This window comes from Stenotrophomonas sp. KH_052 (assembly GCF_057838755.1).
On sequence record NZ_CM174475.1, the window covers coordinates 3,172,771 to 3,193,399 of the forward strand.

The 20,629-nt window shown below is 66.6% G+C and carries 22 protein-coding genes; 7 read left to right on the forward strand and 15 right to left on the reverse strand.

Annotated elements, in window-relative coordinates; all coding sequences use genetic code 11:
* Positions 1-9: 9 nt before the first annotated feature.
* From AC3ITW_RS14635 to AC3ITW_RS14685, 11 genes are all read right to left on the reverse strand, one after another.
* Positions 10-258 carry a hypothetical protein gene (locus AC3ITW_RS14635; protein WP_489389673.1) on the reverse strand — a complete coding sequence of 83 codons (249 nt, stop codon included), beginning with the start codon at positions 256-258 and terminating at the stop codon, positions 10-12.
* On the reverse strand, positions 255-467 hold the full coding sequence (locus tag AC3ITW_RS14640) for a hypothetical protein (protein ID WP_005410275.1): 213 nt from the start codon (positions 465-467) through the stop codon (positions 255-257). The genes AC3ITW_RS14635 and AC3ITW_RS14640 overlap by 4 nt, the downstream gene beginning before the upstream one ends.
* 168 nt (positions 468-635) lie before the next feature.
* The gene (locus tag AC3ITW_RS14645; RefSeq protein WP_006377192.1) at positions 636-2,225 is read right to left on the reverse strand and encodes an alkaline phosphatase D family protein; all 1,590 of its coding nucleotides are present in this window, start codon (positions 2,223-2,225) and stop codon (positions 636-638) included.
* Positions 2,225-4,468, reverse strand: a complete 2,244-nt coding sequence (locus AC3ITW_RS14650; protein ID WP_065724245.1) for a TonB-dependent receptor family protein — start codon at positions 4,466-4,468, stop codon at positions 2,225-2,227. The genes AC3ITW_RS14645 and AC3ITW_RS14650 overlap by 1 nt, the downstream gene beginning before the upstream one ends.
* Before the next feature lie 172 nt (positions 4,469-4,640).
* Positions 4,641-6,071, reverse strand: a complete 1,431-nt coding sequence (locus tag AC3ITW_RS14655; RefSeq protein WP_006377195.1) for a replicative DNA helicase — start codon at positions 6,069-6,071, stop codon at positions 4,641-4,643.
* Between the two features lie 259 nt (positions 6,072-6,330).
* Positions 6,331-6,891 carry an NADPH-dependent FMN reductase gene (locus AC3ITW_RS14660; protein WP_006377197.1) on the reverse strand — a complete coding sequence of 187 codons (561 nt, stop codon included), beginning with the start codon at positions 6,889-6,891 and terminating at the stop codon, positions 6,331-6,333.
* A 66-nt stretch (positions 6,892-6,957) separates the two neighbouring features.
* Positions 6,958-8,901, reverse strand: coding sequence for an asparagine synthase (glutamine-hydrolyzing) (gene asnB, locus AC3ITW_RS14665; RefSeq protein WP_012511586.1), 1,944 nt, complete (start codon positions 8,899-8,901; stop codon positions 6,958-6,960).
* A gap of 3 nt (positions 8,902-8,904) precedes the next feature.
* A complete protein-coding gene (locus tag AC3ITW_RS14670; RefSeq protein ID WP_489389674.1) occupies positions 8,905-11,184 on the reverse strand; it encodes a thiamine pyrophosphate-dependent enzyme in 2,280 nt (759 codons plus the stop codon).
* A gap of 77 nt (positions 11,185-11,261) precedes the next feature.
* Positions 11,262-11,918, reverse strand: a complete 657-nt coding sequence (locus AC3ITW_RS14675; protein WP_012511588.1) for a glutathione S-transferase family protein — start codon at positions 11,916-11,918, stop codon at positions 11,262-11,264.
* Between the two features lie 173 nt (positions 11,919-12,091).
* Positions 12,092-12,634: a GNAT family N-acetyltransferase gene (locus AC3ITW_RS14680; protein ID WP_012511589.1), complete on the reverse strand. Its 543-nt coding sequence runs from the start codon at positions 12,632-12,634 to the stop codon at positions 12,092-12,094.
* A gap of 131 nt (positions 12,635-12,765) precedes the next feature.
* Positions 12,766-13,608, reverse strand: coding sequence for a glycine zipper 2TM domain-containing protein (locus AC3ITW_RS14685; protein ID WP_006377367.1), 843 nt, complete (start codon positions 13,606-13,608; stop codon positions 12,766-12,768).
* Positions 13,609-13,770: 162 nt separating this feature from the next.
* Here AC3ITW_RS14685 and AC3ITW_RS14690 point away from each other — a divergent pair, with 162 nt between their 5' ends.
* Both AC3ITW_RS14690 and AC3ITW_RS14695 read left to right on the forward strand, forming a co-directional pair.
* The gene (locus tag AC3ITW_RS14690; protein WP_006377368.1) at positions 13,771-13,989 is read left to right on the forward strand and encodes a DUF6116 family protein; all 219 of its coding nucleotides are present in this window, start codon (positions 13,771-13,773) and stop codon (positions 13,987-13,989) included.
* Positions 13,986-14,756: a TatD family hydrolase gene (locus AC3ITW_RS14695; protein WP_012511590.1), complete on the forward strand. Its 771-nt coding sequence runs from the start codon at positions 13,986-13,988 to the stop codon at positions 14,754-14,756. Before AC3ITW_RS14690 ends, AC3ITW_RS14695 begins: the two co-directional genes overlap by 4 nt.
* Before the next feature lie 78 nt (positions 14,757-14,834).
* Here AC3ITW_RS14695 and AC3ITW_RS14700 read toward each other — a convergent pair whose 3' ends face one another.
* Entirely contained in the window at positions 14,835-15,662 is an 828-nt protein-coding gene (locus AC3ITW_RS14700) for a tRNA threonylcarbamoyladenosine dehydratase (protein WP_006377415.1), read from the reverse strand.
* A gap of 77 nt (positions 15,663-15,739) precedes the next feature.
* Between AC3ITW_RS14700 and AC3ITW_RS14705 the strand changes: the two genes are divergently transcribed.
* Positions 15,740-16,174 (forward strand): cytochrome c, encoded by a 435-nt coding sequence (locus tag AC3ITW_RS14705; protein WP_006377416.1) that lies wholly within the window; start codon positions 15,740-15,742, stop codon positions 16,172-16,174.
* Between the two features lie 136 nt (positions 16,175-16,310).
* Positions 16,311-16,805, forward strand: coding sequence for a glycine zipper 2TM domain-containing protein (locus AC3ITW_RS14710; RefSeq protein WP_006377417.1), 495 nt, complete (start codon positions 16,311-16,313; stop codon positions 16,803-16,805).
* Positions 16,806-16,892: 87 nt separating this feature from the next.
* On the opposite strand, the gene AC3ITW_RS14715 is transcribed toward AC3ITW_RS14710, so the two are convergent.
* Entirely contained in the window at positions 16,893-17,102 is a 210-nt protein-coding gene (locus tag AC3ITW_RS14715; protein WP_006377459.1) for a cold-shock protein, read from the reverse strand.
* Positions 17,103-17,337: 235 nt separating this feature from the next.
* Between AC3ITW_RS14715 and AC3ITW_RS14720 the strand changes: the two genes are divergently transcribed.
* From AC3ITW_RS14720 to arsC, 3 genes are all read left to right on the forward strand, one after another.
* Positions 17,338-17,823: a DUF456 domain-containing protein gene (locus tag AC3ITW_RS14720; RefSeq protein ID WP_006377462.1), complete on the forward strand. Its 486-nt coding sequence runs from the start codon at positions 17,338-17,340 to the stop codon at positions 17,821-17,823.
* Positions 17,824-17,942: 119 nt separating this feature from the next.
* Positions 17,943-19,097, forward strand: coding sequence for a phospholipase A (locus tag AC3ITW_RS14725; RefSeq protein WP_012511591.1), 1,155 nt, complete (start codon positions 17,943-17,945; stop codon positions 19,095-19,097).
* Positions 19,097-19,438: an arsenate reductase (glutaredoxin) gene (gene arsC / locus AC3ITW_RS14730; RefSeq protein ID WP_049420898.1), complete on the forward strand. Its 342-nt coding sequence runs from the start codon at positions 19,097-19,099 to the stop codon at positions 19,436-19,438. Before AC3ITW_RS14725 ends, arsC begins: the two co-directional genes overlap by 1 nt.
* 71 nt (positions 19,439-19,509) lie before the next feature.
* Here arsC and AC3ITW_RS14735 read toward each other — a convergent pair whose 3' ends face one another.
* The gene (locus AC3ITW_RS14735) at positions 19,510-20,145 is read right to left on the reverse strand and encodes a glutathione S-transferase family protein (RefSeq protein ID WP_489389675.1); all 636 of its coding nucleotides are present in this window, start codon (positions 20,143-20,145) and stop codon (positions 19,510-19,512) included.
* Positions 20,146-20,203: 58 nt separating this feature from the next.
* Entirely contained in the window at positions 20,204-20,539 is a 336-nt protein-coding gene (locus AC3ITW_RS14740) for a hypothetical protein (protein WP_006377485.1), read from the reverse strand.
* Between the last annotated feature and the right edge of the window lie 90 nt (positions 20,540-20,629).

The window sequence follows — 20,629 nt, forward strand, 5'->3', positions numbered from 1 at the left end:
GGCTCGGCGCTACACCTTTTCAGCCGGCTTCTTCGGCGGATCATCACAGATCCGGTGCTGGACCACGGTTTCACCCGCCTTCCATTCCTTCACTACCCGGCAGTGCTCCCTGGGTTTGACCGCGTTGGCCGCCGCTGCATCCGCCTCGTCGGCAGCGGCAGTCTGCTGGCGCTCCAGCCACACCGATGGCGGTGCTGGAGGTGAAGCCAGTGCCGGCCCCGCGAGCAGCGCCAGCGCGGCCAACAGCACCGCCCTCATGCGGCCACCGGACCGCCACCGAGCAGGCGCGCCGGCAGCATGAACAGCGCGCGCAGGAACGCGAACAGCGCCGAGAAGGTGATGCCGACCAGGCGGAACGGCAGGCTCAGCAGCCAGACGAACGGCCAGGCGATCAGGGCGAGGATCGCCAGCGGCCAGCACAGCACGAACAGCAGGCACCACACACCGAGCGCGAACAGGGTCTTCATCACGGTCTCCTTGTGGCGGCACCTTGCCGCCTGCGGACACCATGGCGCCCTGCCCCCGCCGCCCGCAAACGGTTTGCGACGAAACCGGGCTGGGGGCGATGAAACCGGTGGTGGGGAAACCGGAGATTCATGAGGTTGCCGGCCAGCGGCCGGCACTACCGCAGGGATTTACACCGGGACCGCGCCCGGACTGCCGTGGGTCACCTGGAAACGGGCCGCTGTACGCACCGCCGCATCCGCACGCAGCACGCTGTCGGCGAAGCGCAGCTCGGCGTCCACGGTCTGCCGGTTCAGCTGCAGCTTCCACCAGCCACGGCGGTCGCCGTCGAAATAGCGGATGTGCGGGTTCTGCGGTATCGACGGCCCGTAATACGGTCCATACGGTGTGTCGTCGCCGCCACTGCTGATCGCCGGGGCGATGAATTCGGTGGCCACGACCGACGCACTGGCCGCGTCAAAATCCAGCTTCAGATCGTTGACGAAGGTGGAATGCCAGTCGCCACCCAACACGATGGCATTACCCTGCCCGCCCGCCTGCATTGCCTGCAGCAACCGGATACGTGCGGCAGGATAGCCATCCCAGGCGTCATTCCAGAAGCGCTCGCGTGGCGTACCACCGTCCAGCCGCAGCTGCGCCATCAGCAACTGCTGCACCACCACGTTCCAGCGCGTGCCCTGCGCGGCCGCCATCGACTGCGCGAACCACGCCTCCTGGCCCGTGCCGAGCATGCTCATGCGCGGGTCCAGTGCAGCATCACAGCGTGGCGACTCGCCCACGCCACAGGGATTGGCCGGGCGGAACTGGCGGCAATCGAGCAGGGTCAGCTGTGCCAGATCGCCGTAGCGCAGCCGCCGGTGTACGCGCAGGCCACCATTGCCCGCCGGCGAGCTGCGCATCGGCAGGTGTTCGTAGAACGCGCGGTAGGCGGCGGCACGACGCACGATGAAGTCTTCGGTCGATACACCAGGCTTCTCCGGATGGATGCCGGAATAATCGTTCTGCACCTCGTGGTCATCCCAGATCACCGCGAACGCATGCGCGGCGTGCGCAGCCTGCAGATCCGGATCGAGCTTGTACAGCGCGTACTGGTCGCGGTAGCGCTCCAGGCTGACGGTCTCGCCGCTGAAGCGCTCGGCATCCAGTGCGCGCCCACGTGCGTTCTGCAGCGGGCTGTACTCGTACAGGTAGTCGCCAGCATGCAGCACCAGGTCGAGATCGCTCTGGGCGATATCGCGCAGCACCGGGTAGTAGCCGCTGTTCCAGGCCTGGCAGGTACACAGCGCCAACCGCAGCTGCTGCAGCTGCGTGTCCGGCAGCGGCGCGGTGCGGAAATGACCGACCGCGCTTTCCTCATCGCCATCGCAGGCGAAACGATAGTAGTAGTCACGGCCCGGGCGCAGGCCGCTGACTTCCACATGCACCGAATGGGCCAGCTCGGGCACCGCTGCAGCAACACCGCGCTGCACCAGCCGGCGCATGCCCGGATCTTCGGCCACGAACCAGCGCACCGCCACCGCCCGCGATGGCATGCCACCACCGTTGAGCGGGTCCGGGGCCAGCCGCGTCCACAGCACCGCGCCCTGCGGATCCGGATCGCCGGCGGCGACGCCGAGGGTGAACGGATCGCGCCCCAGCCGCGGCCGAGGGCCGGCCGTGGCCAGCCCCGGCATCGCCGCCAGCGCGATCGCCGCCCCCGTGCCCTGCCACGCCGTGCGCAGCAGGCGACGACGGCTTTCCGGATCGACAGGCCCGCGCATCAGAAATGCACGGTAGCGGTGGCCATCACCTGGCGCGGCGCGCCGACCTGCATGGTCGCCAGGCTGCGGGTCGGGTCAGCGGCGTAGGTGCCATTGGTGTTGATCGAGGACAGGTAGCGCTTGTCGGTCAGGTTGGTCAGGTTCAGCGCAACAGTCAGGTTCTGCGCCGGACCCAGCTTGCCGAAGTCATAGGCCACCGAAGCGTTCACCAGCCAGTAGCTCGGCACCGACACGTCATTGGTGTAGGTCACGTAGCGCTTGCCGACGTGGTTGGCGGCCAGGCGCATGTCCCACGGGCCCGGGGTCCAGGCCAGGGTGCTGGCGAACATCCATTCCGGGGTATCGACGGTCTTCTTGCCACGGGTCGGCACCACGGCGTTGTTCACATAGTCGTTGTCGTAGGTACTGTCATTCCAGGACAGCGCATTGGACCAGGTCAGGTCCTGCATCGGCTTCAGCTGCAAGGTTGCCTCGGCGCCACGGCTGGTCACCGAACCGACGTTGGAGAACAGCGCCGGGCAACCGAGGATGCCCACGCACTGCGCGATGGCCAGCAGGCGGTTGTCGAACTTGACGTCGTACACCGCCACCGAGGCTTCATAGCCGCGGCCGTAGCCACGCCAACCGAGCTCAATGGTGCGCGACTGTTCCGGCTTGAGGTTCTTTGCGCTGCTGTCGAAGGCGGCCTGCGGCACATTGAACGGACTGCCGACACCCAGTGCATAGGCGGCGATGTTCTTGGCGAACGAGCCGAAGATCTCATTGCCTTCGTTGAGCTTGAAGTTGAAGCCGGCCTGCGGCAGCAGCCCCTTCTTCGAGGTCAGGCTGCTGTTGTTGGCGTAGCTGCCCAGCGGCGTGCGCACGCTGGTACGGGTGTGCGGCGACTTCGCACCGATGTCGATGGTCAGGCGATCATCGAACAGGCGGAAGCGATCCTGCACGTAGAACTGGCGGGTGATGGTGGTATAGCGCTGGTGCCACACACGCTGGTCCGGATTGCGCAGGAAGAAGTCGTCGGTGATCGGGCCGTCGATGTAGTAGAAGTTGCGCTGCACGCTGTGGCCGTTGTCCTCGTACCACAGGCCGGCCTCCAGCTCGTGCCCGCCCACATTCCAGGTGAACGCCGAGGTCACGCCGGTGCGGTCGATCGCGTACTCGGTGGTGCGGATCGAGATCGGAATCTCGCGGCTGGTGCCCGGGTTGGACGGATTGGACGGGCTGAACCAGTGGCCCTGGCCGCGGTTGCTGTGGTTGTAGACATTGACCTTCAACCGCATCGATTCATTCAGGCCGAAATCGCCGGCAATGCTGGACAGGTCATCGTTGCGCAGGCCGTGGCCGGAGTAGTACGCATCCCACGGGCTGTTGACGCCGCCGCTGAATTTGCCGCGTGCGGCGGCGACCGCGCGATCCCAGTCCGGCGCGTAGTTGTCCCAGTCCCAGCCGAGGCGGTCGATCATCTCCAGCGACAGATCCTGGTAGTCGGCCTCGACGCGGCGCGACGCATTGAACAGCGCGGTGATCCTGCTGTCCACGCCGAAGTTGTAGGTGGCCTTGCCGTTGAACTGCTTCAGTTCCTGCGAGCCCTTGCCCTTCCACTTGTCGCCTTCGGAATAGACGCCTGACAGGTAGGCGGCAAAGCCTTGATGGTCGCCGGTATCCAGCCGCGCATAGCTGCGGCGCGCACTGTCGCTGCCGAAGCTCTGTGCCAGCACCACGCCGTACTCGGTGGACGGATCGATCGAATAGAACTGGAACACGCCGCCGAGGTTGCTGGTGGACGGCGTGCCCAGCGCACCGATGCCGGTGGAGACCTCGGCACCGCCCAGGTTCTCGCTGATCACCGCGCGGCTGATATGCAGGCCGTTGCTGTTGCCGTAGGCCATGTTGCCCAGCGGGATGCCATCGAGGGTGTAGCCAAGGCGGTTCTGGTTGAAGCCGCGCAGGCTGATGGTGGTCGACCATTCGTAGGCGCCGGTGGCATCGGCCGACTCAAAATGCACGCCCGGCTTGGTTGCCAGCAGCTTCAGCGGGTTGGCACCGGGCGGCAGCACCTTCATGTCCTCGGCAGTGACGCGCTGCACCTGGCGTGCTTCGCCGCGGCCGATCACCGAGACCGAATCGAGGGTGGTGGCCGACTGCACGTCGGCGGCGGGGGCGGTTTCAGCGGCAGCCAGAGACGGGAGCGAAGCACAGACCAGCAGGGCCAGCAGATTGCGGCGGAGCGGAGCGTGGGACGGCATGGAGGCGGATTCCTTGGGCGCGCTGGACGCCGAAGGGCGGCGTCAAAAGGGGAAAGCGGCGGCAGAATCCTAAAAGCGTCTCGTTACATGTCATTTACACGCCACATACGGAACGTTGATGTTCCGAATGGTGCTGGGGCCGGCCTGTGTCCGTGCCCCAAACGAACGTCCGTTACTCGAACGAACCGACCGAATCGTGGGCCAGGTTGTCGAAGCGGGTGTACTCGCCGAAGAACTTCAGCTTGCACGAGCCGGTCGGACCACCACGGTGCTTGCCGATGATGATCTCGGCCAGGCCCTTGTCCGGCGAATTTTCCTTGTTGTAGTAATCGTCGCGGTAGATGAACACGATCATGTCCGCGTCCTGCTCGATAGCGCCCGATTCGCGAAGGTCGGCCATCACCGGGCGCTTGTCGGTACGCGTTTCCAGCGAGCGGTTGAGCTGGGACAACGCGATCACCGGTACGTGCAGCTCCTTGGCCAGGCCCTTCAGCGAACGCGAGATTTCCGAGATTTCGGTCGCGCGGTTCTCGCTGTTGCCCGGCACGCTCATCAGCTGCAGGTAGTCGATCACGATCAGGCCAAGATCATGTTCACGCTTGAGGCGGCGGCACTTGGAACGCAGCACTTCCGGCGACACGCCCGGCGTGTCGTCGATGAAGATCTTGGTTTCCTTCAGCATCTTGATCGCGCTGGTGACGCGGCTCCAGTCCTCGTCTTCCAGCTGGCCGGTACGCAGGCGCTGCGCGTTGATGCGGCCGTTGGAGGAAATCAGGCGCATCGCCAGCTGCGAGGCCGACATTTCCATCGAGAACACCGCCACGCCCTTCTTCGACTTGATCGCCGCATACTCGGCGATGTTCAGCGCGAAGGTGGTCTTGCCCATGGCCGGGCGCGCAGCGAGGATGATCAGGTCGGTCGGCTGCAGGCCGGCGGTCATCGCGTCGAAGTCGTTGTAACCGGTCGGCAGGCCGGTAATGTTGCCGCCGTTCTCGAAGCGGTTGCGCAGTTCCTCGAAGGCATCCTTCAGCGCGCCAGGCATGGCCACGAAGTCGGTACGGCCGCGCGCGCCCTGCTCGGCGATGGCGAACACGCTCTTTTCCGCCGAGGCCAGCAGCTCGCTGCTGTCGCGGCCTTCAGGCTGGAAGCCATCGTTGACGATGTCGGTGCCGACCTGGATCAGCTGCCGCAGCACCGCCTTGTCACGCACGATTTCGGCGTAGGCCACGATGTTGGCCGCCGACGGCGTGGTGCTGGCCAGTTCGATCAGATAGGCACCATCGCCGACCAGCTCCAGCTTGCCCTGCGATTCGAACCACTCGCCCAGGGTCACCGCATCGAACGGACGTTCACGTTCGGACAGCTCGCGGATCGCGCGGTAGATCATCTGATGGTCGCGGCGATAGAAATCGCCCTCGGTCAGCTGGTCGTTGACCCGGTCATAGGCCTCCGGCGCCAGCATCAGCCCACCCAGCACCGCCTGCTCGGCTTCCACCGAATGCGGCGGCACACGCAACTGATCGATGCGCGACTCGTCGCGATCACGATCAAAGCCATCACCGCGCTCTCTGCGGTTGGAACGGAAGCCGGAACGGGCGGACATGCTGCGGTGTTTCCTACGAAAGTGGCCAGACGAGTGTAGGCATGCACCGACCCCGGCGACCATGGACAAGCCTGTGGATAAGCCGTGGAAAAACGGGGGATATCCGCCGGTGCCTGGCCAGACTGGCATGGGGGCGTCGCACTGCCTGCGATGAACGCCGTTGCGGCGCCCAAGCCGCGCATTATCGCAGATCAACGCCCGCCCAGCTGGACATGGGGTCGGATCCCTCTGCAAAGCAGAGGGCTCTGCCCCCTCGGTCTCAACCGCCCTTGGCGTGCACCGCGATCAGCGCCAGGAAGCGGTCCACGTAGCCCTGGAGGAATTTCTGCGTGCCCTCGTTGTGGACCGTGCCATCGGCATCGATCAGTCCGTCCTTGAAATGGATGAACGCCTCGGGCTGGCCGAGCACGTGCATGTCCAGGAACGCCAGGCTGTTGCGCAGGTGCTGCTGGGCCACGGCGGTACCGATCTGGCCGATGGAGGCGCCGATCACCGCCGCCGGCTTGCCAGCAAACGCGCTGTCGCCATACGGGCGGGAGCCGATGTCGATAGCGTTCTTCAGCACGCCCGGCACCGAGCGGTTGTATTCAGGGGTCACGAACAGCACGGCTGTGGCGGCGCGTACCTGGTCTTTCAGGCGCGTACCCTGCGCCGGATAGTGCGCATCGAAATCCTGGTCGTACAGCGGCAGATCGCCGATCTGCACGTACTGGAAGCGCGCGCGGTCGCCGGCGATCTTCTCCAGCGCATGGGCCAGCTTGCGGTTGCAGGAATCCTTGCGCAGGCTGCCAACGAACACGGCGATGGTGGGGACGGACATCGGGACAGACTCCTCACGGTGCGGGAGGCCCAGCCTAGTCGCCGGGCCCGTGCAGGCCGGTGAAGATTAGCCGCCGGTGACAGTGGCGCGCACCTGCCGCCAATGCGCCTGCCACGCCTGGAACATCAGCACGTTCCACAGGTGGGTATGCCACTTGCGCTGGCCGCCGAGGAACTGCTGCCACAGCGGCTGCACGGCCGCCGCCGACAGCACGCCCTCGCGCTCCAGCCGCGCCGGCTGCAACAGATCTTCGGCCCACGGCCGCAGGTCGCCCTTCAGCCAGTCGCTGACCGGCGCGCCGAAGCCACGCTTGGGCCGGTGCACCATCGACTGCGGCACGTAACGGCCCAGCACGCGCTTGAGCAGCACCTTGCTGGTGGTTTCACTGCGCTTGAAGCCCAGCGGCAATGACCAGGCGAACTCGGCCACGCGCCAGTCCAGCAGCGGCGCGCGCGCCTCCAGGCTGACCGCCATCGAGGTGCGATCGACCTTGCACAGCAGATCGTCTGGAAGGTAGGTCACATAATCGGCCAGCATCATCGCGTCGGCCGGGGTGCCTGCACCGTGCAGCGGGTCGGCCAGGTCGTAGAAACTGCCTGCCGCCTGCGCGCCCGGCACCGCAGCGGCCGGGTCACGCCAGCGCGAAATACGGTTGCGGTACACATCGCCAATGCCACGCGCGCCGGACTCGGCCAGCAGCGCGGCCAGGCCACCGGTACGCGAGGCCTCGCCCTGCTGCTGCGCGCGTGCGCCCATCCAGCGCCGCAGCGGGCCCGGCACACGGCCCAGCATCTGCCAGTTGCGCAGCGCACGCACATAGCGGGTGTAGCCGAAGAACAGCTCGTCGCCGCCGTCACCGGACAACGCCACGGTCACGCCCTGCCGTGCCAACCGGGCGACCAGCGCGGTCGGCACCTGCGAAGCATCGGCGAAGGGTTCATCGAACATCGACGGCAGCTGCGGAACCACCGCCAGCGCATCGGCGCCACTGACGTAGAGTTCGGTGTGATCACAGCCCAGATGCGCAGCCAGCTCCCTGGCCAACGGCGCCTCGTCGTGGCCGGAGCCGGTGAAGCCGATGCTGAAGCTGTGCACCGGCTGCCCGCTCTGTGCCTGCATGAGTGCCGCCACCAGCGAGGAATCGGTGCCGCCGGACAGGAACACGCCCACTGGCACATCGGCCACCATGCGCAGCGCAACTGCATCGCGCAGCAGCGCGTCCAGCTGTTCCTCGGCCTCTTCGATGCGGCCCTGGAACGGCGCGGCCAGCGCCGCCTGCATGCGAGCACGCGCATCCCAGTATGGGCGCTGCGCCTGCTCCGGGCGATGCGCGGCCGCACCCGCCGCTACGGCTTCGGCGTCCAGGCGCAGCACGCGGCCCGGCATCAATTTGTAGCAGCGCTGGTGGATGCTGTGCGGTGCCGGGATGTAGTCCAGCCGCAACAGCAGGGTCAGTGCGTCGCGGTCGATGTCGTTGTCGAAGGCCGGGTGCTGCCACAGCGCCTTCAGTTCCGAACCGAACACCAGGGTGTCGCCGGCCCAGCCGTAGTACAGCGGCTTCTTGCCGACGCGGTCGCGGGCCAGCCACAAGCACTGTTCCTGGCGGTCCCACAGGGCGATGGCAAACATGCCGTTACAGCGCTGCAGGGTGTCTTCGATACCCCACTGCAGGATCGACGCCAACAGCACTTCGGTATCCGAGTGGCCACGGAAGGTGTGGCCCAGCGGCTCCAGTTCGGCGCGCAGCGCGGCGAAGTTGTAGACCTCGCCGTTGTAGGCCATCACATAGCGGCCATCGGCCGAGGCCATCGGCTGATGGCCCAGCGGGGACAGGTCGAGGATGCTCAGGCGGCGGTGTGCCAGCGCGATGCCGGTACCGGCATCGACCCAGCTGCCACCATCATCCGGCCCGCGGTGGTGCAGCGCCTCGCCCATGGCCAGGACCTGCGCCTGCAGCACCTCGGCCGACGCCACCGGCGCCGGCAACAACATTCCCGCCAATCCACACATGCATCAGGGTTCCTGCGCCAGTTCAAGGGCGGCGCCAATCACTGCATTGTCGCTTGGAAGCCCGAACATTGCTGCCCCCGCCAGCGGCGTATAGGTATCGGCTCCACAGACCCGGCGCAGCGGCAGGTGGCCGAAGCCGGCCTCGACCAGTGCGGTGACCACGCCCTCGCCCACCCCGCCGCTGTGGCGGCCCTCGTCCAGCACCAGCACGCGCCGGGCGCTGGCGGCCTGTGCGGCGATGAAGCCGGTATCCAGCGGCACCAGCCAGCGCAGGTCGACCACCCGCACCTGCCAACCCAGCTGCTGCTCGATTGCCCGTACCGCACGCAGCGCCATCGGCACGCCGTTGCCATAGGTGTAGACCACCAGGTCGCCGGCGTCCGGCGCGTAGACCCGGCCCTCGCCCGGCACCAGCGCCTGGCCGGGCGCGGGGTAGTCGAACAGCCACTGGCCATCGCCCGGTTCGTGCAGGTCCTTGCTCATGTACAGCGCGATCGGCTCCAGGAATACCGCCACCCGGCCGTCCACCCGCGCCAGCGCGGCCAGCGTACGCAGCATCATCACCGCATCGTCGCCACGCGAGGGGCAGCCGACCACCAGGCCAGGAATGTCGCGCAGCGCGGTGATCGAATTGTCGTTGTGGAAGTGGCCGCCGAAGCCCTTCTGGTAGCCCAGCCCGGCCACGCGCACCAGCATCGGGTTGCGGTACTGGTCATTGGAGAAGAACTGCAGCGAACACGCTTCGCCGCGCAGCTGGTCGATGGCGTTGTGCAGGTAGGCCAGGTACTGGATTTCCGGGATCGGCAGCATGCCCATGTTGGCCAGGCCCTGCGCCATGCCCAGAATCATGGTTTCGTCCAGCAGGGTGTTGAACACCCGGCGCGGACCGAAGCGGCGCTGCAGGTCCTTGCTGACCGTGTAGACACCGCCCTTCTGCGCCACGTCCTCGCCGAACAGCAGGCTCTGCGGATACTTCGCCAGCAGCTCCTGCAGGCCGTGATTGATCTGGATGGCCAGATGCCGTGGCGGTTGCCGTTCCGGCAGGGCGTCGGCACCGCCATACAGCGCCTCGCGCGCGTCGACGGGCGGCCCTCGCTCGGCTTCAACCTGCACCGCTGCCGGCGTGTACGGAGCCAGCGGCGCCATCACTTCTTCCAATGACTGCAGCCGGGGTCGCCCTTCAGCCTCTGCAGCAGCGGCCATGCAGCGCGCGCGCATCGTCTCGTAGGCAACCTCGATCGCCGCCGCGTCCATCCAGCCTGATTCCAGCGCGATCTGCGCCGAGCGCAGCAGGGGATCCTGCGCCTCGGCCGCACACAGCTCCGGCAACGCCCGCCATTCCACTTCGAAGTCGGTACCGGCGTGGCCCATCAGGCGCGTGGTGCGCAGGTGCAGGAAGGTCGGCCGCCGCGTGCGCCGGCAGTGCTCCACTGCGGCCTGCACCTGGGCGTGGCCGACCGCCAGATCCAGGCCATCGGCGAAGAAATAGTCCAGCCCCGGCTGATGGCTGAAGCGCTCGGCGATCCACCCTTCGGGCGTCTTAACCGAGATGCCCAGGCCGTTGTCCTCGCAGACGAACAGGATCGGTGCCGGAAGCTTCTGGTAGGCCGACCACATTGCGGTATTGAACGCGGTCTGCGCGGTGGCATGGTTGGACGAAGCATCGCCGAACGAGCACAGCACGATGCTGTCGGCCGGGATCGGCAGCGGCTGGCCCAGCCGCTTGCCACTCTCGATGGCCAGCGCAGTACCCAGCGCCTTGGGCAGATGCGAGGCGATGGTCGAAGTCTGCGGCAGCACCCACAACGGCTTGCTGCCCCACACCTTGTGGCGCCCCCCGCTGGCCGGATCATCGGCACTGGCGGCGAACGACAGCGCAGCGTCGCGCAGCGGGTCGATGCCCGGAACCTGGCGCGAACGCTCGGCCATGAACGCGCCGGAGCGGTAGTGCAGGAACGCTGGATCGGTATGCCGGCAGGCGCGCGCCAACAACGCATTGCCCTCGTGGCCGGAGGAACCGATGGTGTAGAAGACCTTGTTCTGCACGCGCAGCACGCGCGCCATCAGGTCCAGCTGGCGACTGGCCAGCTGCGAATCGAACAGGTCGTCGAAGGCAGCGGCGGTGAGCGTGCTGCCCGGCAGGATCGGCGCGTCCGGGGCCGGTCGCGGGCGAGGAGTCCCGCGCCAGCCACGCACTGCATCCAGGAAATTGACATCGCACACTTCGGCGCGGTTGAGCACGCGCATGCGTGCGGGAATCGGATCTGGAACCACAGCGAACATCGAACACCCTCCGTGTCGTTGTTGCATTCCGCCGGGCATGGCCCGGCGCTACCCTGTGGGGGTCACCTTGGCGAGAGTCACGCGGCCTCGAATCGTGAGCGCACTTCGGCGGTCACTGCCGGCATCGGCAGAAAGCGCGGTTGCGCGCGCACGCGCTGCAGCCAGCCGCGCACCTCCGGGAAGAGATCCAGCGCGATGCCACCCTCGCCCGCCACATCGGTGTAGGCGAACAGGGCGATGTCGGCGATGCCGTATTCGCTGCCCGTGAACCACTGCGCCTGCCGCAGGTGCTGCTCCATCACCGCCAACGCGTTGGCGGCGCGCTCGTGCAGGCGCGGCAGTTCAGCGCGGCGCGGTGAATCCAGTGCGGTCCAGCCACGGATGAAGCGCGCCACTGCCACGCAGGGCTCGTGCGTGTACTGCTCGAAGAACATCCAGCTCAACGCCTGCGCACGCTCCCAGCCGTCGCTGGGCAGGTAAGGGGTACCTTCGGCCAGCCAGAACAGGATCGCATTGGATTCAGTCAGCACGCGCCCATCGTCGCGGACGATCAACGGCACCTTGGCGTTCGGATTCAGCGCGAGGAATTCAGCGGTGTGGGTCTGGCCATGGGCGCTGTCCACTTCCACCCAGCGGTAACGGCTGCCGAGCTGCTCCAGCAGCAGGCGGACCTTGTGGCAGTTACCCGAGACCGACATGCCATGCACCGTCAGCGGGATGCGCTCTTCCAGCATTGCCTGCTCCATCGAATCCGGCCGGCGGCCGGCTGCGGGCAGTCTGGCAAGCGCACCGGTGAATGCCAAGCGCGGGTGCAGCATGGCACCCTGGTAGTGCCGGCCGCTGGCCGGCAATCGCACGAATCCTGCCAAGAGGTTGCCGGCCAGCGGCCGGCACTACCGGGCAACGCTCAGCGTGCGCGCTGCCGCCACTGCTCGCGCGACTGCCCCCAGATCTGCATCGGCTTGTCGTTGTACGGCGGCGGCAGCTCACCCATGCGCAGCAGCGTGCTGCCCAGCTTGCGCGCGACCACGCGGGAGTTCTCGTTGTCCTCGGCGATGGTGTGGACCACCTCATCCCAACCCAGCGTGTCGAACGCCCAGTCGATCGCGGCCGTGGCAGCTTCCGGCGCATAGCCCTTGCCCCAGCTGGCGCGACGGATGCTCCAGCCGACCTCGGTGCCCGGCCAGTCCTGCGGCTGCCACGGTCCCATCCGGCCGACCCACTCGCCGCTGGACTTCTCGATCACGCTGAACATCGAGAAACCAAACAGCTGCCAGGCACCCGCAAGGCTGCAGAAGCCCCGCCACGCGACCGAGGGCGGCTGCACACCGCCGAGCGTGCGCATCACCTCTTCGTCGGCGCAGAAGGCCAGGTACGGCTCATAGTCGTCACGCTGCGGTGGACGCAGGATCAGGCGCTCGGTTTCCAGGCGCAGGTCGAAGATGCTCATGCCGATTCCATGTCGCAGTGATGGGAAGGCCCATGATGGTAGACCCACATCCGGCGCGGATGAACATCGGCGTCCCCAACGAAACGGGCCGGCATGTGCCGGCCCGTCAGGTACTGCGTGGTGCGGATGGATTACTGGCGGGTCGCGGCGGTAGCACCGGCGGCCGCGGTCTGCGTGACCAGCTGGCCATCGACCACCGGCAGGCGATCGCTGGCCGGCTTGTTGTCCAGGCGCACGGTCTTCTCTGCACCGTCATAGCGATAGGTCACGTTGTAACCCTTGACCACATCGTTGGTGCCCATGGCGATGCGGTTGCCCGGCTTGCTGGCCATGCGCATGGTGCCGGTGGTGCCGTCCTCGTTGCGGTAGGTCACGTTGTAGCCGGTGACGCGGCTCGACTCGGACGTTGCGGTCTCGGTGTGGCACTGGCGCTCGGTGCGGTTGACCACACGGCCACCCACATGGCGCTTGTCGATCTGGTTGCCGATGAAGCCACCGGCCACGGCGCCAGCCGCGGTCGCGGCCTTCTTGCCGTTGCCGCCACCGACCTGGTTGCCGAGCAGGCCACCGACCACGGCGCCGACCACGGTGCCACCGACGTTGCCATCACGCTCCGGCAGGCGCTCCTGCACCGTCACGTCCTGGCAGACTTCATGCGGGGTCTGTGTGGTGGAGGTCTCACGCACCGCATCGGTACCAATCACAGTGGCATAGGCCTTCTGCTTCTCAGTGATCGGGTCGACCTTCAGCACGTCGGCGTATTCCAGGCCGCGCGGCGCCGACGGGTCGAGCGTGTCAGCACGTGCGCCATCGTCAGCGGCGTTGCCGTCGACCAGGCGCGATTCACCATTGGGGGTTCCGGCGCTGATGGAATCGGGCGACGTGTCGCCGCTCTTCATGAAGGCGGCGGTGGCGATGCCACCGACCAGCAGCGCGCCCGCTGCGACCAGGACAGTTGTAGTTGTGCTTTTCATGACCTGCTCCTTGCGGACCGTCCGCAACGTTCTCGGGGCAGATTGCAGCATGCGCTGCCTGAACGGAATCTCCACATTTCCTGCTCATTCCCGTAACCCATTCAGCATCGGGAAATGCTGGGCCCGTGGTAGCGTTTGCATATTCCCCACGAGGACCCCGCGATGGCCAACCCGATGCTGCTGCCGGTACTGCAATGGGCGCGCCGGCTGCGCTACCCCACCCTGTTCAAGCTGACCGCCGGGTTGTTCGTGCTGACCCTGTTCGTTCCGGACCCGATTCCGTTCATTGATGAGCTGGTGCTGGGCTTCGGCACCCTGCTGCTGGCCAACTGGAAGAGCCGCAACACCTCCACGGCGCCTCCGTCGCTGGAACAGCGTTGAGCCTGCTGGTCGACAGCCACTGCCACCTGGACGCCAGCGAGTTCGACCGTGACCGCGCCGCCGTGGTCGAGCGTGCGCAGGCGGCTGGCGTGCACCAGCAGGTGGTGCCGGCGGTGACCGCGGCCAGCTGGCCGAAGCTGCGCGAGGTCTGCCAGCAGGCCCCGGGGTTGTACCCCGCTTATGGCCTGCATCCGATGTTCCTGGCCGAGCACCGGCCCGGGCACCTGCCCCAGCTGCGCGAATGGATCGAGCGCGAACGCCCCTGCGCGATCGGCGAATGCGGCCTGGATTTCTTTGTCGAAGGCCTGGATGCAGAGACGCAGCAGGCGTACTTCATCGGCCAGCTGGAACTTGCCCGTGAGTTCGAGCTGCCGGTGATCGTGCATGCGCGGCGCGCGGTGGATGCGGTGATCGCCGCGATCCGTCGCATCGGCGGCCTGCGCGGCGTGGTGCACAGCTTCTCCGGCAGCCCGGAGCAGGCTGCGCAGCTGCACAAGCAAGGCTTCCTGCTCGGCCTGGGCGGGCCGCTGACCTACGAGCGCGCGCAGCGCCTGCAGCGACTGGTGCGCGAAATGCCGCTGGAACAACTGCTGCTGGAGACCGACGCCCCGGACCAGCCCGACGCCGGCATCCGCGGCCAGCGCAACGAGCCGGCGCGGCTGGCAGTCATCGCCCGCCATGTGGCGGCGCTGCGCGGAAGGGACCTGGATGCGCTGGCGCAGGCCACGACGGAAAATGCTCGGCGGCTGTTCAACCTGCCCACCTGACCGGTAGCGCCGGGCCATGCCCGGCGGCATTGTGCTGGTCGCGCTGTTCGCTCGCCGGGCATGGCCCGGCGCTACCGATCACGCGTCGGCGTGATCCTCGACCGCTTCGGCCTTGACCTTCTTCGGCTCCAGCAGCATTTCCAACGCCTTGCCCACCGCCGCGAAGGCGAACGCGCCGGTGATGTGGGTCGCCGCGCCCAGGCCGGCACCGCAATCCAGCTTCAGTGCCGCATCGGCCCCCAGGTTCGGGCGGAGGCCACAGACACTGCCGTCGGCCTGCGGGTACTTCACGTTCTCCAGCGAGTACACCGCCGGCACGCCGAAGTAGCGCTTGGCGTTCTTCGGGAAGTTGAACTCGCTGCGCAGCTTCTTGCGGATCAGCGCCAGCATGGCGTCGTGCTCGGTGCGCGAGACATCGCGGATCCGCACCAGGGTCGGATCGGTGCGGCCACCGGCGGCGCCCACGGTCAGCAGCGGCAGCTTGCGGCGGCGGCACCAGGCGATCGTCTCGACCTTGACCCGGAAGCTGTCGCAGGCATCGATCACCAGATCGAAACCACGGTCCAGCAGCTCGGTCATGTTGGACACGGTCAGGAACGCCTGCACCGCTTCGACCTCGATCTCCGGATTGATCGCGCGGCAGCGCTCGGCCATCGCCTCGGCCTTGTTGCGCCCGTAGTTGCCTTCCATCGCCGGCAGCTGCCGGTTGGTGTTGGACACGCAGATGTCATCGGCATCGATCAGGGTCAGGTGGCCGACCGCCGAACGTGCCAGCGCCTCCACCACCCACGAGCCGACGCCGCCCATGCCCACCACCGCCACGCGGCTGCCCTGCAGGCGCTCGAGCGCGCCCACGCCATACAGCCGTTCGATGCCGGCAAAGCGTTGTTTGACCTGTTCGTTCATCGGGCTATTTTAACGTGCAGGCGCCGGTGCCTACAGCGCGCTGGCATCGAACCCACCGTTGCACCGGAGAGCCCGCCATGAACGCCAGCCCGCCCCGCCCCCCGTCCACTGCCTATCGATACCTGTTCGTGCTGTGCCTGGGCCTGCTGATCGGGCTGATTGCCACGGTGATGGTGGGCCGTGCCCTGCAGGCCCGCCGTGACCCGTTCCCGGACAGCCTCATGCAGGTGATGCAACGGCAGTCGCAGCTGCTGCAGCAGGCCCAGCAGCAGAACCGCTGCAGCCTGGCCGACAGCGTTCCGCGGCTGCAGGCCATACGCCTGTTGTCCAACGATCTGGACCTGGCCTTTCCCGGGCTGAAGGACAGTGCGCAGTTCCAGCAGCACGCCAGCCAGCTGCGCGGCAACCTCAACAGCGCGCTGGCTGCGCCGCCCAGCGACTGCACCACCTTGGCCAAAGTGGTGGAAACACTGCAGGCGGACTGCCGTGCCTGCCACCAGGACTTCCGCTGACGCGCATTCATCCTGCAGCCGGTCAGGGCACGCATGGTTGGCGCGTTGTTCACGTTCGAAAGGAGAGGATTCGTCCACCCTGCTGCATGACGCAGTACCACCCAACGCACCCGCCTTCACGGCCAGGAGACGCCCCATGAAGATCCAGCTCATCGCTGCCAGTGCCATCGCAACCCTCGCCCTGGCTGGCTGTGCCACCCCCGGCGGCTACGGTGGCGGCGGTTACAACAATGGCTACAACAACGGCGGCTACGGCAACAACGGGGGCTACAACCAGGGCCGTTGCGCCGACTGCGGCATCGTCACCCGCATCAACACCGTGCAGTCCGGCCGCACCGCGCCCAGCGCCACCGGCGCGATCCTCGGCGGCATCGTCGGCGCCGTGGCCGGCCACGAGATCTCCGACCATACCGGCGGCAGCCGTGGCAACAAGAACATCGCCGCCGCTGCAGGCGCGGTCGGTGGCGCCCTGGCCGGCAACCAGATCCAGAAGAACGTGACCAGCGACACCTACGACATCAGCGTGCGCATGGACGATGGCCGCACCATCGTGGTCAATCAGCGTGACCTCGGCGGCATCCGCGAGAACACCTATGTGCGCGTGGTCAACGGCAAGGTCATCCTGCGCTGATCCACGGCGGGCCTTGGCCAGGGAAAACCAGGCCAACGAAAAAGGCCCGCTTGCGCGGGCCTTTTTCATGCCGACTGGCGGCGGGTATTACACCGGCTGGACCTTGTCAGCCTGCAGGCCCTTCTGGCCCTGCACGACTTCAAAGCTCACAGCCTGGCCTTCCTTGAGGCTCTTGAAGCCCTGGGTCTCGATGGCACGGAAGTGCACGAACACGTCCTCGCCATTCTGCCGGCTGATGAAGCCGAAGCCCTTCGCATCATTGAACCACTTTACGGTACCGGTCTCGCGATCAGCCATCTCACTAACTCCCTTTGACTCTCTCTTGTTGTTGGAAACGCCTGTTGGGCGGCTGACAAGCAAGGGGGAAGCGAGGTGCATCGATGCAGCGGATCGGGAAGATCTTGCTTCATCAGGCCACGATCCACGGTGACCTTGCCAAGCTCAGCGACTGCAACTTAACCCGCCCAAAACGAAAAATCAACTGGCAAAATCTTTCACTGTCAACCCCAAAACGGCGACCATACGGGACAGCATGGGACTCTCATTCATCTTATATCTGCTAGCGGTCATTTTTGTCCTCGTCGGCATCGCCGGGATCATCCTGCCGGCCCTGCCCGGCATCCCGCTGGTGTTCATCGGACTGCTGCTGGCGGCCTGGGCCGACGGCTTCGCGCACGTCGGCTGGCCCACGCTGGTCGCGCTGGGCGTACTGACCCTGCTGTCGCTGCTGGCCGACGTGCTGGCCACCGTGGTCGGCGCGCAACGGGTCGGCGCCAGCCGCAAGGCGTTGTGGGGCACCTTCTTCGGCAGCATCGTCGGCCTGTTCTTCATGCCGATCGGCCTGTTCGCCGGGCCGTTGATCGGCGCCCTGCTGGGCGAGTACTGGCACACCCGCGAACTCGGCCGCTCAACCAAGGTCGGGCTGGCCACCTGGCTTGGCATCCTGCTCGGCCTGGCGCTGAAACTGGCCGTGGTGATCGCGATGCTGGGCCTGTTCGCCTTCGCCTGGTTCCTGTGAGCGCCTCCGTCTTCACGCCCTGCGCACGCCGTGGCCGTGCATAAACCGTGGGGGCTGGCCGTGATCCGGTGCAGCCGCCACACTGTGCGATCCCCGTATTCACCGAAGGGCCTGCTGGAATGACCCTCCCCCCGCTGCTTCCCCGCCTTGCGCCGTTGGCGCTGGCCCTGGCCAGTGCTCCGCTGGCCGCGCAGGAATTCGCGCCCGGCACCGACACCTCGCCGGCTGCCTGTGCCGCCATCACCACCGACGCGGCACGCCTGGCCTGCTATGACCGCCTGTTCGCACACACCCCGCAGGCTACCGCTGCGGCCGACGCCGCTGCCGAGGCGGCCGCGCAGGCCCGTCGCGAAGAGCGCCAGACTGCGCGTGTGAGCCAGGGCGAGGAGAAGCTGCGCGAACGTGTCAGCGACCTGTTCCGTCCGGCAACACCGGACAGCGCACTGGCCAACGCCGGCCGCGGTTCGCTGCTGGACAGCCGCTGGGAACTGGCCGAAGACTCCAAACTGGGCCCGTTCCAGCTGCGTGCGTACAAGCCGGTGTACCTGCTGCCCGCGTTCTGGACCAGCGACCGCAACACCACGCCGCATTCGCCGAACCCGGCCAACACGGTCACCACGCCGCAGGTGCTCGACAGTGCCGAGCTGAAGTTCCAGATCAGCTTCAAGACCAAGATCGCCGAGAACCTGTTCGGCGACAACGGCGACATCTGGGCCGGCTACACCCAGAGCTCGCGCTGGCAGGCCTACAACGGCGAGGATTCGCGCCCGTTCCGCGAAACCAACTACGAGCCGGAAGTGATGATGGTGTTCCGCAACGGCTACTCGATCGGTGGCTGGCGTGGGCGCATGACCGGCATCGCGCTGAATCACCAGTCCAACGGCCGTGCCGACCCACTGTCGCGCAGCTGGAACCGGGTGATGCTCAACATCGGCCTGGACCGCGAGAACTGGGCGCTGGTGCTGCGCCCGTGGTACCGCATTCCCGAGACCCGCAGCGACGACAACAATCCGGACATCGAGGACTACATGGGCCGCGGTGATGCGACCCTGACCTGGAACCGCAACGGCCACGAAGTCTCGTTGATGGCACGCCATTCGCTGCGTACCGGCAGCCGCTCACACGGTGCCCTGCAGCTGGATTACGGCTTCCCGATCAGCAACCTGCTGCGCGGCCACGTGCAGATCTTCGACGGCTACGGCGAAAGCCTGATCGACTACAACCACAAAGCCACCTACGTGGGCGTGGGCGTGTCGCTGCTGGAGTGGTTCTGATGGACGTGACGATCTGGCACAACCCGGCCTGCAGCAATTCGCGCGGCGCACTGAAGCTGATCCGCGATGCCGGCTTCGAGCCGGAGGTGATCGAGTACCTCGGCAATCCACCCGATGTGGCCACACTGCGCCAGGTGCTGGCCGAATCCGGCCTGGACGCGCAGGCGCTGGTGCGCAGCAAGGAAGCACAGTTCACCGAACTGGGCCTGGAAGATGCGGACGAGGCCACGCTGCTGGCCGCGATGGCCGCACACCCGCGCCTGATCAACCGCCCCGTGGTGCGCACGCCCAAGGGCACCCGGCTGTGCCGTCCACCGGAAACGGTGCTGGAGATCCTGTAACGGAAAAGGGGACGGAGGGGATTAAGTCGCTTGTGCACAAACGACTTAATCCCCTCCGTCCCCTTTTCTGGTTACCGCCAGTCGGTGATGCCCTCGCGGCGGTATACCTCGGCGAACGCCGGGCGCGCCTTCATCGACGTGGCATGCACCTTCAGCACCGGCCAGGTGTCGCTGGGCTTCGGCATGTTGCGCGACCAGCGCATCAGCATCACCAGCATGTAGTCGACCACGCAGGGCGTGGCACCCAGCAGATACGGTCCGTGCGCCTGCAGGTGCCTGGCCACATGCTGCCAGGCCGCCTCAAGGCGCTGACGGGCCATCTCGCGGCTCGCTTCGATATTTGCCTCACCTGCCATTTCGTGCGGATAGAACCAGGCCCGATAGGTCGGCTGCAGCGTATTGGCACACCAGAACATCCAGCGGTAGGCATCGGCGCGCTGCGGCGTGCCCAGTGCGGGCAGCAGGTTGGCCTCCGGATGGCGGTCAGCCAGATACAGTGCGATCGCCGCCGCTTCGGTCAGTACCAAGCCATCGATCAGCAGTGTCGGCACCACACCGGCCGGATTCAGCGCCAGGTACTCCGCCGACTTGTGCTCGCGCGCGTCGAAATCCAGCAGCACCAGTTCGTGCTCGATGCCCAGCTCGATCAGCAGCCAGTGCACCACCAGCGCGGCGGTACTGGTTGAACCATACAGCGTGGTGCTCATGCGGAAGATCCTGTGCAGGTGGATCAGCCGATTATGCGCCCACGCGCGCAATCGTCGCTCAGCCGCAGCTGCTCATGCAGGTATCGCGGCCTTCGCTACAGGACATGATCGGCGTGCGTATCGCGCAGTCGTGCGTCTTCAGTTCACAGGAACGGCGCAGCTCGGGGTTGGCAACGTCCTTGCAGCGTTTGTCCGGCGCCGGCACCACCTGCTGTTCGCAGCTGAAGTCATTGCTGCCGATACTGCCCCGCGCCATGCAGCTGCGATAGTCGGCCTGGCACTGCATGCGGCACTGCGAGGAGGCGGAGAAATCCGCACCTTCATAGGATGAGGTTGTACTGCAGCCGGCCAGGGCCAGCAGGGTCGCAACGGCGATGAATCGATGCAGGCCCATGAACACGTCCTGTGTGAGGTCGCGCCGAGCCTAGCAGAGCAGATGCTGCAGGTTCGTTAACCCTCACCACACAACAACGGCGCCACACGG